The organism is Streptacidiphilus sp. PB12-B1b (assembly GCF_014084125.1).
Taxonomy (GTDB): Bacteria; Actinomycetota; Actinomycetes; order Streptomycetales; family Streptomycetaceae; genus Streptacidiphilus.
In genome coordinates this window covers 2,960,358-2,972,952 of record NZ_CP048405.1, presented here as the reverse complement: position 1 = coordinate 2,972,952, position 12,595 = coordinate 2,960,358, and the positions used below count along the sequence as shown (strand labels likewise).

8 protein-coding genes are annotated in these 12,595 nt (G+C 72.8%); 4 read left to right on the top strand and 4 right to left on the bottom strand.

The features are described from left to right. Positions 1 to 57: 57 nt before the first annotated feature. From GXW83_RS13460 to GXW83_RS13445, 4 genes are all read right to left on the bottom strand, one after another. Positions 58 to 2,412, bottom strand: coding sequence for a glycoside hydrolase family 65 protein (locus GXW83_RS13460; protein ID WP_182443302.1), 2,355 nt, complete (start codon positions 2,410 to 2,412; stop codon positions 58 to 60). Beyond that, positions 2,409 to 3,164: an HAD family phosphatase gene (locus tag GXW83_RS13455; protein WP_182443301.1), complete on the bottom strand. Its 756-nt coding sequence runs from the start codon at positions 3,162 to 3,164 to the stop codon at positions 2,409 to 2,411. Before GXW83_RS13455 ends, GXW83_RS13460 begins: the two co-directional genes overlap by 4 nt. Positions 3,165 to 3,231: 67 nt before the next feature. Next, complete coding sequence (locus GXW83_RS13450; RefSeq protein ID WP_225446957.1) at positions 3,232 to 4,482, bottom strand: aromatic acid exporter family protein; 1,251 nt, start codon at positions 4,480 to 4,482, stop codon at positions 3,232 to 3,234. Between the two features lie 125 nt (positions 4,483 to 4,607). After that, positions 4,608 to 7,463 carry a discoidin domain-containing protein gene (locus GXW83_RS13445; protein ID WP_225446956.1) on the bottom strand — a complete coding sequence of 952 codons (2,856 nt, stop codon included), beginning with the start codon at positions 7,461 to 7,463 and terminating at the stop codon, positions 4,608 to 4,610. A gap of 397 nt (positions 7,464 to 7,860) precedes the next feature. Between GXW83_RS13445 and GXW83_RS13440 the strand changes: the two genes are divergently transcribed. The 4 genes from GXW83_RS13440 to GXW83_RS13425 are packed head-to-tail and all read left to right on the top strand — an operon-like array spanning position 7,861 to position 12,325. After that, a complete protein-coding gene (locus GXW83_RS13440) occupies positions 7,861 to 8,955 on the top strand; it encodes a rod shape-determining protein (RefSeq protein ID WP_182443300.1) in 1,095 nt (364 codons plus the stop codon). A gap of 55 nt (positions 8,956 to 9,010) precedes the next feature. Continuing rightward, on the top strand, positions 9,011 to 10,111 hold the full coding sequence (locus GXW83_RS13435; RefSeq protein WP_182447283.1) for a Dyp-type peroxidase: 1,101 nt from the start codon (positions 9,011 to 9,013) through the stop codon (positions 10,109 to 10,111). Beyond that, complete coding sequence (locus GXW83_RS13430) at positions 10,108 to 10,905, top strand: family 1 encapsulin nanocompartment shell protein (protein ID WP_182443299.1); 798 nt, start codon at positions 10,108 to 10,110, stop codon at positions 10,903 to 10,905. The genes GXW83_RS13435 and GXW83_RS13430 overlap by 4 nt, the downstream gene beginning before the upstream one ends. 49 nt (positions 10,906 to 10,954) lie before the next feature. Beyond that, on the top strand, positions 10,955 to 12,325 hold the full coding sequence (locus GXW83_RS13425) for a SpoIIE family protein phosphatase (protein ID WP_370466661.1): 1,371 nt from the start codon (positions 10,955 to 10,957) through the stop codon (positions 12,323 to 12,325). Positions 12,326 to 12,595 lie beyond the last annotated feature (270 nt).

Below are 12,595 nucleotides of genomic sequence, written 5' to 3'. Positions count from 1 at the left end.
GCCTGTCCCGCTGTGCGCCTGCCCGCTGTGTGCCTGTCTTGCTGTGGGCCCGTCCGGCTACTTGCCCGGGCGGCGGGTGGCCGGCCGGCGTCCGCGCGGCTGGCCGGGCTCGGGCAGGTGCCGCACCGGCGGCAGCTCCCCGGTCAGCGGCTTGTCCGTGGTGAGCACGAAGCTCTCGCCGCAGTGCCGCAGCTCCAGCGGCTCGCCCTCGGCGAGGGTGTAGACCGCCCCGTCGGGGGTGATCTCCACCCGCAGCCGGCGTCCGCGGAACTGCAGCCGGAAGGCGATCCGGGTGAGCCGCTGCGGCAGCTGGGGGGTGAAGCCCAGGGACTCGCCCAGCAGCCGCATGCCGCCGAAGCCGAAGACCAGGGCGGTCCAGGTCCCGGCCAGCGCGGCGATGTGCAGGCCGTCACGGGTGTTGTGCTCCAGGTTGTCGAGGTCCATCAGCGCGGCCTCGCCCAGGTAGTCGTAGGCGAGGTCCAGGTGGCCGACCTCGGCCGCGACCACGGCCTGGCAGTAGGCCGACAGCGAGGAGTCGCGCACCGTCAGCGGCTCGTAGTAGGCGAAGTTCCGCGACTTCTGCTCGGCGTCGAAGGCGTCCCCGCGCAGGTACATGGCCAGGACCAGGTCGGCCTGCTTGACGACCTGCTTGCGGTAGAGGTCGAAGTAGGGGAAGTGCAGCAGCAGCGGGTACTGGTCGGGGTCGGTGTGCTCGAAGTCCCAGACCCGGTGCCGGGTGAAGCCGGCCGCCTGCTCGTGGACGCCCAGCTCCTGGTTGAAGGGCAGCGAGACGGCCTCGGCGGCGTCACGCCAGGCGGCGGTCTCCTCCTCGTCCACGCCCAGCGCCGCCGCCTGCTTGGAGTGGCGTTCGGCGGCGTCGGCGGCGGCCCGGAGGTTCGCCTGGGCCATGAGGTTGGTGTAGACGTTGTCGTCGGCGATGGCGCTGTACTCGTCGGGCCCGGTGACGCCATCGATGTGGAAGGCCCCGACGTGGTCGTGGTGGCCCAGGGAGCGCCACAGCCGGGCGGTCTCCACCAGCAGTTCCACGCCGGTCTCGCGCTCGAAGTCGGTGTCGCCTGTGGCGGCGGTGTACCGCGTCACGGCCTCGGCGATGTCGGCGTTGACGTGGAAGGCGGCGGTGCCGGCCGGCCAGTAGCCGGAGGCCTCGTCGCCGTTGATGGTCCGCCAGGGGAAGGCGGCACCCTTGAGGCCCAGCTGCCGGGCGCGCTCCCGGGCGGCGGGCAGGGTGCTCTGCCGCCAGCGCAGCGCCTGCGGGACGGCCTCGGGCAGGGTGCAGGTCAGCACCGGCATGACGAAGGTCTCGGTGTCCCAGAAGGTGTGCCCGTCGTAGCCGGAGCCGGTCAGCCCCTTGGCGGCCAGCGCCCGCTCCTCGGCCCGGGCACCGGCCTGCAGCACGTGGAACAGCGCGAAGCGGACCGCCTGCTGGATCTCCGCGTCGCCCTCGACCTCCACGTCGGCCCGCTCCCAGAAGGCGTCCAGGTAGGTCTGCTGCTGGTCGACCAGCCCCTGCCAGCCGGTGCTGCGGGCGCCCGCCAGTGCGGCCTCGACCTGGTCGCGGACGGCGGTCAGCGAGCGTTCGGCGGACCAGCCGTAGGCGACGAACTTCTCCAGCCGCAGCCGCTCCCCCGGCCGCAGCACGGAGGTGACGGTGAGTCGGCTGAGGTCGTCCCCGCACTCGGCCGAGGCGGTGGTGGACGGCGGGCCGTCCAGGATGTGGTCGGCGGAGGCGGCGACCCGCAGGCCGCTGCGGACGGTGGAGTGCACCAGGCCCAGCCGCATGCCCTGGGCGAAGGAGCCCTCCGAGCGCAGCGAGGCGTCCAGCGCGGCAGCCACCCGGGGGTCGCCGTCGCTGCTCGGCAGGGTCTCCCCGGCGACCAGCTCGGACTGGACGACGACGCGCACCTCGGCGTCGACCGGCTCGACCTCGTAGGCGACGGCGGCGACCGAGCGCTCGGTGAAGGAGACCAGCCGGGTGGAGCGGACCCGGATGGTCCGCCCGGCCGGGGAGGTCCACTCGCAGGTGCGGCGCAGCACCCCGGCCCGCAGGTCGAGCACCCGCTCGTGCGAGACCAGCCGGCCGTAGCGCAGGTCGAAGGGCTCGTCGTCGACCAGCAGTCTGATGATCTTGCCGTTGGTGACGTTGACCACGGTCTGCCCGGACTCCGGGTAGCCGTAGCCGGCCTCGGCGTAGGGCAGCGGGTGCAGCTCGTACACCCCGTTGAGGTACGAGCCGGGCAGGCCGTTGGGCTCCCCCTCATCCAGGTTGCCGCGCCAGCCGATGTGGCCGTTGGAGAGCGCGAACAGCGACTCGCTGTGCGGCAGGACGTCCAGGTCGAGGTCGGTCTCGCGGAGCAGCCAGGGTTCGACGGTGAAGTTGGGGTGGCTGATCACTGCTGCTCCACCGCCGGTCCGTCCAGCAGCTCGGCGAGGTCCTGGACGACGGTGTCGGCCCCGTGCTCACGCAGCTCCTTCGCCTGGCCGACCCGGTCGACGCCGATGACGTGGCCGAAGTGCCCGGCCCGCCCGGCGTCCATGCCGACCAGGGCGTCCTCGAAGACCGCCGCCTGGGCGGGCTCCACCCCCAGTTCGCGGGCGGCCTGGAGGAAGGTGTCCGGCTTGGGCTTCCCGGCCAGTCCCAGCCGCTCGGCCACCACCGCGTCCACCCGGACGTCCAGCAGCTTCTCGATCCCGGCCGAGACCAGCACGTCCTTGCAGTTGGCGCTGGACGACACCACGGCGGTGCGCAGCCCGGCGGCGCGGACCGCCTCGACGTAGCGGACCGAGCCCGGGTACGCCTCGACGCCCTGGGTGCGGATCTTCTCCAACACCAGCCGGTTCTTGCGGTTGCCCAGGCCGTGCACGGTGTCGCGCTCCGGCGGGTCGTCGTCGGAGCCCTCGGGCAGCTCGATCGAGCGGGAGGCGAGGAAGGAGCGGACGCCCTCGGCGCGCGGCCTGCCGTCCACGTACGCGTCGTAGTCGGCGACCGGGTCGAACGGGCGGAAGCCGGGGCCGTCCCGGCGCTGCAGGAAGTCGTCGAACATCTCCTTCCAGGCGGCGGCGTGCACCACCGCGGTGCGGGTCAGCACGCCGTCGAGGTCGAACAGGCAGACCGTGATGCCCACGGGGAGGCCGAGCGTCGTCATGGTCGGCGCATTCCCCGTCCGCCCGGCCGCATACCCGGACCGTCGCCGACGTTCATCCGAACTGTCGTCAGCGGGAGCGGCGGCGGCGCATCCGGCGCGGGCGCGGGGCGTTGTCGGCCAGGAAGCGCACCAGCCGGCTGGAGTCGCGCAGCCGGTCCATCCGCTCGCGCTGCCGCATCGAGGCCCGGTCCAGCTCCTCCATCAGCCGCCGGGAGCGGTGCTCGGGCGAGAGCTCGTCCAGGATGCGGTCCACCTCGGCCAGCAGCGAACCGTGCAGCTGCCAGGCGTGCGGATGCCGCTGGACGGTGTGCAGCAGCATCTGCGCCACCCGCTCGCGGCTGTTCCAGGCCGCGGCCAGCTCCTCGGCCAGCCGCGTCTCGGCCTGCTCGGCGTTGGCGCTGACCTGGGTGGTGACCAGGACCGCGAAGCTGACCAGGGCCGAGCCCAGGTGCTCGAAGAGGTCCTCCAGCGCGGCCGCCACCTCGTGCGGGAACAGCGCCTCGTCCGATTCGCGGCGCTTGGCCAGGTCGGTCAGCGAACGGGCCATCACCCGGACCACCACCACGCAGATCTCCAGCGTGTCCAGGCCGGTGCGCAGCACCAGCCTGGACAGCAGCCGCTCGCTGATCCGCGGGTTCAGCCGCAGGCTGTCCTCGGCCTGCCGCAGCGACGCGTCCACTTGGGCGATGTCCTGGTCCAGGTCGCGGGCCTCGTGCAGCCGGGCGGCGGCGCGCTCGACCGGGGCGGGGGCGTCGAGCTGCTCGGCGATGCGCAGCAGCAGGTGCCGGACCCGGCGGGCGAGGTCCTCCAGCGAGTCGCCGGCCGTCTCCACCCACACCGGCGGGGCGAAGAACAGATTGAACAGCAGGCCGACGCCGGCTCCGATCAGGGTCTCCAGCACCCGGTCCCACGCCTGGCTGGCCAGCCGGGTGACGCCGAGCACCAGCATGGCGCTGATCGCCACCTCGTTGACGAACTCGTCCACCCGGACGTAGCGGCCCACGATCAGCGCCGCCAGGATGATCAGCCCCAGGCTCCACCAGGTCAGGCCCATGACCGCGCTGAAGCCGATGGCGATCAGCACGCCGACCACCACCGCCACCACCCGGCGGACGCTGGTGACCAGCGTCGAGTACAGCGTGACCTGGACCACCAGCAGGGCCGTCAGCGGCGCGGTCAGCGGGGCCTGTTCGCTGCTGAGGCGTTCGGCGACGATGTAGGCGATGGTCGCCGCCACCGTCGCGCGGAGGGTCTGGGCGACGACCGGGTCCTTGCGTCGTTGCAGCAGTTCGGACAGCAGGCGGGGAGTGGCAGGCACGCTGGTCGTATTCCCAGCGGGCCGCCGGGCAGACACCGATATGACATGGCGCACACCCGAATGCCGCTGCGCCGGTGCGGCTGGTGTGGCCGCACCGGCGCAGGGGCCTGTTCAGGCTTTCCGGGTCAGGGCGCGAAGGCCTGGAGTTCGGAGAGCTGTCCGGCGGGCCAGGCGGTGTTGCCGGTGAAGGTCAGCCGCAGGTACCGGGTGCTGCTGCCGGACGGCAGGGTGATCGTCACCGTGTTGCCCGAAGCGGGATCGAAGGTGTAGCCGCTGGACCCCACCAGCGTGCCGAAGGACGAATCGTCCGTGCTGCCCAGCACCGACAGCGTCTGCGTGCGCGCACCCCACGCCGAGGACGGCGGCAGGTCCAGCACCAGACGGCCCACCTGCCTGACCGCACCCAGATCCACGGTGATGCTCTGCGGGAACGCACCGTCCGTGCTCTCCCAGTACGTCCCGGTGTTCCCGTCCACCGCATTGGACGCCACATAGTTCTGCGTGTGCCCGGTGTCCACCACCGGCTGGTTCAACGCCAGATCCGCATTGGCCGGAGCCGTGGGCGTGGGCGTGGGGGTCGGGGTCGGCGTGGGCGAGCTGCTGCCGGAGGGCGCGAAGGCCTGGAGTTCGGAGAGCTGTCCGGCGGCCCAGGCGGTGTTGCCGGTGAAGGTCAGCCGCAGGTACCGGGTGCTGCTGCCGGACGGCAGGGTGATCGTCACCGTGTTGCCCGAAGCGGGATCGAAGGTGTAGCCGCTGGACCCCACCAGCGTGCCGAAGGACGAGTCATCGGTGCTGCCCAGCACCGACAGCGTCTGCGTGCGCGCACCCCACGCCGAGGACGGCGGCAGATCCAGCACCAGACGGCCCACCTGCCTGACCGCACCCAGATCCACGGTGATGCTCTGCGGGAACGCACCGTCCGTGCTCTCCCAGTACGTCCCGGTGTTCCCGTCCACCGCATTGGACGCCACATAGTTCTGCGTGTGCCCGGTGTCCACCACCGGCTGGTTCAACGCCAGATCCGCATTGGCCGGAGCCGTAGGCGTGGGCGTCGGGGTGGGCGTCGGCGTGGGCGTGGGTGTGGGGGTCGGTGTGGGGCCGCCGCCACCGCCGCCGTTGCCGGGGCCGGTGGGCGGCAGGCCGACCGGGGTCGGGAAGGCGGTCAGCACCGGTGTGGTGCTCCAACCGCTGTTGCCGCTGCCGAGGTTGAAGGCGAAGGTGCCGGCCGTGTCGTTGGGGTAGCCGTAGTCGTAGGCGCCGGCCACGCCGACGTTGGAGGCGGTCAGGCCGCTGACCGAGGCGGAACCGGTGGTTTCGGCCTGGAACACCGTGGTGCCGGTCCAGTTGACGGTGTCGTTGGTGAAGTTCAGCCCGTTCACGGCGTATCCCTCACCGCCGCCGCCGACTATCTCGAAGGCGCTGTAGGGGCTGTCGTCCACGGCGTTGCCGCTGACGTTGACCGTGACGTTCTGGAACGCCGAGTCGTAGGCGTCGAACCGCATGGCGCCCATCGGGTGGCCCCAGTTGGGGTTCATCGCGCCGGTCCGGATGAGCGTGTTGCCGGACACGGTGATGGTCCCGGACAGCGGGGTGAACGGGGTGAGGAACTGCTGGTTGGAGATGGCCAGGCCGCTGCCGAGGGAGTTGGTGTCGGCGATGACGTTGTCGGTGATGGTGTTGTTCGAGCCGCCGTAGTCGGCGATCCCGTTGGCCAGCGTGGGCTGGACGATGGTGTTGTCGCTGAGGGTGATCCCGGAGTCGGCGGCGGGATAGGACCACAGCGCCAGGCCGTCGTCACCAGTGTTCCGCAGGAAGTTGTTCTCCACGGTGTCGTTGCTGGCGTTGCCGTTGAAGTTCAGCCCGTCCGCGTCGGTCGACTCGACCACGCAGTTCTCCACGGTGATGCCGGTGTTGCCGTACTGCAGCCAGAATCCGACGTTGGTGTCCTGGATCCACAGGCCGTTGACGACCGAGCCGGTGCCCAGCGAGCCGTTGATGGCGTTGGCGGTGCTGTCGTCGTGGCGGCCGACGGTGGAGCCCAGGATGGCGAAGCCGCTGAGGTTGACCGGCCCGGAGACGACCGAGGTGTTGTCGATGAACTCGTTGGTCTTGAGTTGCGAGTACCAGTCGCCCGCGCCCTCGATGGTGGCCTTGTTGACCTGGAGCGCGGAGCTGATCAGGAAGGTCCCCTGGGGGATCCACACCGGGACGCCCGCCGCGGCGGCGGCCGAGATGGCGGTGCGGAAGGCATTGGTGGAGTCGCCCGCGCCGGTCGGGTCCGCGCCGTCGCTGACCACCGAGATGGAGCCGGCGGGCTGCGCGGCGGGCGCGGGGACGTCGTAGAAGTCGGCGACGTCCAGGGTGTACGGCTCGGCCGTGTCTCCGGCGTCCACCTGGAACTTCACCGTCGATCCGGCGGCGATGGTGGAGGGCAGCAGCATCCGGGCGTCGTCGTAGAACTTGTGCTCCTTGCTGCCGCCGATGTTGCCGGTGGTGATGTAGCTGTACGCGGAGGTCAGCGCCAGCGTCTGGCTGAGCTTGCTGCCGTTGACGTAGACCGAGAGCGCGCCGGAGGCCCCCTGCGGGACGGCGTAGTGCAGGTCCAGCGCGTTGGCCGGGGCGGTCAGGGTGAACTGCACGTACTGGCCCTGCGCGGTGAGCTGCACGGCCTGCCGCCCGGACGCCTCGGTGGCGAGGTCGCTCTGGGTGTAGTCGGGGCCGATCACGGTTCCGTTGGTGCTGGCCTGCGGGCCCTCGGCCTCGTACTCGGTCATGCCGGGCAGGCTGGCGCCGGTGCCGTTGGCGGCGCCGGCCGCGAACGGCGTCAGCCCGGCCGGAGCGGTCGCGGCCGCGGCCTGGTGCGCGGGGGTGGCGAACAGCAGCCCGAGGGTGGCGGTGGCAACGGCCGCCACGCCGGCCAGGGCCTGGGTTCTCCGGTTGCGTCGGGGCGGGGGTGGTGCCGTGGATCGGCGGTACGTCATCGCGTACGACCTTCCTGGTGGGGTGGGGTTGCGGAGGTGGGGACCGCAGCTGTGGAGAGCTGCCGTGTCAGGGCCCTGACACGGAACAGCGCGGCTTCCGTTGCGGCGGATCGTATCCACGGCAACATGTCGCCGCAATACATCAATCAATTTGCGCAAGAAAGCCGCAAGAAGCGTGCAAATGCTGCCGGGCAGCCGACATGACGGCCTCTCAGCAACCGTGGCCCGCCGGGCGCGACCGCCCCGGGGGCACGGTTCGGCCGAACGCCGCACGGCGGTAGCCCATCCGGCGCTGACGACACCCCCGCGTGCGCGCGTGGAGTCGCGTAGCGCCCCGCCCCGTGCGACTGTCGCGTTATGTACACAGTTGATATGTCGGGAAGGGGCTGACCGAGCTGTGGCCGGCTTCATCCAGCACTACGCCGTAGACCTGGGCAGTACCACCCTGCGCGTGTACTCCGACCGCGCCCGGGAGGTCCGCACCACCCCCAATGTGGCGGTCCTGGACCGTGCGGGGGGCATCCGCGCCCGAGGGGTGCGCGCGGTGGCGCTCCAGGGACGCACCCCGGTCGGCTTCGAGGTGGTGCGGCCGGTCGGCCGCAGCGTGATCACCGATCAGCCGGTCGCCGTCCGGCTGCTCCGCGAGGCGCTGTGGGAGGCCGCGCCCTGCCGGATCTGGGAGTCGGCGCGGGCCTCCGTCTGCGTCTCGGACGAGAGCACACCGGTGGAGCGGCAGGCGCTGCTGGCCGTGTGCCAGGAGGCCGGGCTGCGGGCGGTGCAGCTGGTGCCCGCCTCGCTCGCCGCCGCCGCCGGGGCGGGCGTCGAGGTCCGCGACACCTCCGGCGCGCTGGTGGTGGACGTGGGCACGGAGAACGTCACCGCGGCGCTGATCTCCGCCGCCTCGGTGGTGCTGGTCCGGTCGATCCCGCAGGGCGGGGCGGCCGTGGACCGGCGCCTGGTCCGGCACCTGTACGAGGAGCACGACTTCGCGGTGAGCGTGGCCGAGGCCGAACGCGCCAAGATCCGGCTGACGTCGCTGCCCGGCGAGGACTCCACGCTGACTCTCAAGGGGCGGGAGCTCGACCGCGGCCTGCCGCGCACGCTGACGCTGTCGGCCGCCGACCTGACCCCGGCCCTGCACGAGGTGGCCGACGACATCGCCGAGCTGATCCTGTCGGTGCTGGTCGACGGGCCGGAGGCGCTGGTGCACGACGTGTGCGAACGCGGCGTGGTGCTGGTCGGCGAGGGCTCGCGGCTGCGCGGGCTGGAGGAGCGGGTGCGGCGGCAGGCGCAGGTGCCCGTGCACACCCCGAGCCGGCGCGGCGAGGCCGGGGCCGTGGGGGCCTGGCGGCTGATGCGCTGGGCCCGGGCGCGCGGCGCGACCATGGAGCCGCACCGCACCATCGCCTCGGTCGCGCCTGTGCCCTCGGCCGTGGTCTCCGGCCCGGGGTCGGGGCTGGGCGGCGCGGTCGCCGAGCCCGAAGGGGCCTGATGCGGGCCGCACACAGCATTCTTGACGCTGCGTCAGAATCGACGGCGGGGTGACGATGGCTCAGCCCACCTGCCCGGCCGGGCCGCAGGCCGTGGTCTCGGGGCTGACCAGCGCCGCGGTCATCCTGGTGCTGACCATCGATCCGGGCGGCGAGCAGACCGTGCGGGAGCTGCTGGCCGACCTCTCCGGGCTGGAGCGCTCGGTCGGTTTCCGGCTCCCGGACGGCGGTTTGAGCTGCGTGGCCGGCATCGGCTCGAACGCCTGGGACCGGCTGTTCGACGGCCCCCGCCCGGCCGGGCTGCACCCCTTCCGCACCTTCGCCGGGGAGCGCCACCGGGCCCCCTCCACCCCGGGCGACCTGGCGCTGCACATCCGTGGCCCGCGGATGGGCGCCTGCTTCGAACTGGGCGCGCAGATCACCGCCCGGCTCGACGGCGCCGCCCGGGTGGTGGACGAGACCCACGGCTTCCGCTCCTTCGACATGCGGGATCTGCTCGGCTTCGTGGACGGCACCGAGAACCCCGCCGGACGGGCCGCGGTCGAAGCGGTGGTGGTCGGGGACGAGGACGCCCGCTTCTGCGGCGGCGCCTACCTGGTCGTCCAGAAGTACCTGCACGACCTGGCAGCCTGGAACGCGCTGCCGGTGTCGGAGCAGGAGCGGGTGATCGGCCGCACCAAGGCCGACAACATCGAGCTGTCGGACGAGGCCAAACCGGCCGACTCGCACGTCGCGCTGAACACCGTGACCGGCCCGGACGGCGGCCAGCTGCAGATCCTGCGGGAGAACATGCCGTTCGGGACGCTGGGCCGGGGCGAGTTCGGCACGTACTTCATCAGCTACTCGCGCACCCCCGAGGTCACCGAGCGGATGCTGGAGAACATGTTCGTCGGCAACCCGCCCGGCGTGTACGACCGCATCCTGGACTTCTCCACGGCGGTCACCGGCGGCCTGTTCTTCGCGCCCTCCGCCGACTTCCTGGACGACCTCCCCGACCCGCCCGCGCCCGCCGCCGCCTCGGCGGCGGACCGCACCGCACCGCCCGGAACCGCACCGTCCGACACCGCACCACCGCCCGACAGCGCGCCGGACGACCGCCCGCCGCCGGGCGACGGGTCACTGGCCATCGGCAGCCTGCGAAGGAGCACCCAGCCATGAACAACCTGCACCGGGACCTCGCCCCCGTGTCCGCCGCCGCCTGGGCCGAGATCGAGGAGGAGGCCCGGCGCACCTTCAAGCGCCACGTCGCCGGACGGCGGGTGGTGGACCTGGAGGGCCCCGAGGGGCTCGACCTGTCCGCCGTCGGCACCGGGCGGCTGAGCGAGATCACCGCGCCCGGGCCCGGGGTCCGCGCCCGGCTGCACGACGCGCAGGCCGTGGTCGAACTGCGCATCCCGTTCACCGTGGACCGCTCGGCCGTGGACAGCGTCGAGCGCGGGGCCAAGGACGCCGACTGGCAGCCGGTCAAGGACGCGGCCCGGCAGGCGGCCTTCGCCGAGGACCGGGTGATCTTCGACGGCTTCGCCGACGCCGGGATCACCGGCATCCGCCAGGGCGCCTCGCACCCGGCGATGCCGCTGCCGCCGGACGCCCGCGACTACCCCGAGGCCGTCAGCCGGGCGTTGACCGCCCTGCGGCTGGCCGGGGTGAACGGCCCGTACACGCTGCTGCTCAGCGCCGACGCGTACACCGCCGTCAGCGAGACCGTGGACCACGGCTTCCCGATCCTCACCCACCTCTCCCGGCTGCTGGACGGCGAGATCATCTGGGCGCCCGCGATCGACGGCGCGGTGCTGCTCTCCAGCCGGGGCGGCGACTACGAGCTGCACCTGGGGCAGGACCTCTCCATCGGCTACCTCGACCACGACGCCGACAGCGTCCGGCTGTACCTCCAGGAGACGCTGGCCTTCCTGCTGCTCACCCCCGAGGCCGTGGTGCCGCTCACCACCTGAGGCCGTTGCGGTCACGTTCCGCGATCCGGAGCGGCCTCCCAGGATTCAGGTGTCCGCCTGTCGGGAAGACGGCGACTGGTCCTTCGCGGTGACCGACGACGGCGTGGGCATCAGCCCTGAGTATGCGGAGAGAGTGTTCGTGAGCTTCCAGCGGCTGCACACCAGGGATGCCCGCCCGGGCGACGGCACCTGCTCCGGCACGCCCCGCGCCGGAGCGGCAACCGCGGCCGGGCCGCACACCCCCGGGCCCCGCAGCGCCGCCGACGGCGAGGCCACCAGCTACCGCATCCTGCTGGTCGAGGACGACTCCGGGGACGCGCTGCTGGTGCAGGAGCTGCTGGCGGACACCGGCCTGACGCACACCCTGCGCTGGGAGACGTCCATCGCCGGCGCCCTGGCCGAGCTGGAGCGCAGCCCGGCCGACTGCGTCCTGCTGGACCTGAACCTGCCCGACGCCTCCGGCACCCCGGCCGTCGGCGCGGTGCAGAAGGCGTGCCCGGCGGCGGCGGTGATCGTGCTGACCGGCCTGGCCGAGCCCCGGGCCGGGAGCCGGGCGGTCGCCGACGGCGCCCAGGACTACCTGGTCAAGGGCCAGGTGGAGCCGGAGCTGCTGAACCGGGTGCTGCGCTACGCGGTGCACCGCAAGCAGGCCGAGCGGGCCGGGGCCGAGCTGCGCGAGAACCAGCTGCGGGCGCGCGAGAACACCCGGCTGGAGCGCGGGCTGCTGCCCGCGCCGCTGCTGCGCGCCGCCGACGTCACGGTGGCCAGCCGCTACCTGCCGGGCCGCGAGCGCGCGCTGCTCGGCGGCGACTTCCTGGACGTGGTGCAGACCGCCGACGGCACCGTGCACGCGGTGATCGGCGACGTCAGCGGCCACGGCCCGGACGAGGCGGCGCTGGGGGTGTCGCTGCGGATCACCTGGCGCGCCCTGGTCCTCGGCGGCCACCACGGCGCGGAGCTGCTGGACCTGCTGGAACAGGTGCTGGTCGCCGAGCGTCCGCGCGCCGACATGTTCGCCACCTGCACCACCCTGACCCTGGACCCGGCCACCGGTCTGACCACGATGTTCCTGGCCGGCCACCACGCGCCGCTGCTGTGCGGGGAGGGCGCCGCCCGGGAGCTGGAGGAGGCCGAGCACGGCCTGGCGCTGGGCATCATGCCGGGGCTGGGCGGCTGGGCGCCGAGCACGGTGACGCTGCCGCAGGCGGAGGCGCTGATGCTGTACACCGACGGGCTGGTCGAGGGCCACAGCGGGCCGGGACGCGAGCGGCTGGGCTCGGACGGGCTGATCGAGCTGGTCACCCGCGCCCCGGACGGCGCCGCCAACCGGCTGCTGGACCATCTGGTCACCACCGCCCGGATGCTCAACGCCGGGCGGCACGCGGACGACCTCGCCATCCTGCACCTCGCCCGCCGCTGACCCGCTGCCGGACCTGACCCTCGAGTAGGGTCCGCCGCCGGGGAAGCCGCAGGCCGGGCCGGGGGCGGCCGCGACAACCCTGTCCGGTATGTGAGATGCCTCACCGGCTGCTCATTGACATGTTTCTGCCACTCCCTTGTGGCACCCGGGGCGCCACCCCTAACTTCCCTGGAAGGCAGCGCTGCCCGAACGACCGCGACCGCGACGGCGCCCCGGCCCACAAGGCCGGTGCCGCCCCACGGCCGCGCCTCCGGCTCCACCCCCACGGAC

Excerpts from the sequence above, each read along its gene's own strand:
- GXW83_RS13455 (WP_182443301.1), bottom strand. The coding sequence starts at position 3,164 with ATGACGACGCTCGGCCTCCCCGTGGGCATCACGGTCTGCCTGTTCGAC.
- GXW83_RS13435 (WP_182447283.1), top strand. The coding sequence starts at position 9,011 with ATGGCTCAGCCCACCTGCCCGGCCGGGCCGCAGGCCGTGGTCTCGGGG.
- GXW83_RS13445 (WP_225446956.1), bottom strand. The coding sequence starts at position 7,463 with ATGACGTACCGCCGATCCACGGCACCACCCCCGCCCCGACGCAACCGG.
- GXW83_RS13430 (WP_182443299.1), top strand. The coding sequence starts at position 10,108 with ATGAACAACCTGCACCGGGACCTCGCCCCCGTGTCCGCCGCCGCCTGG.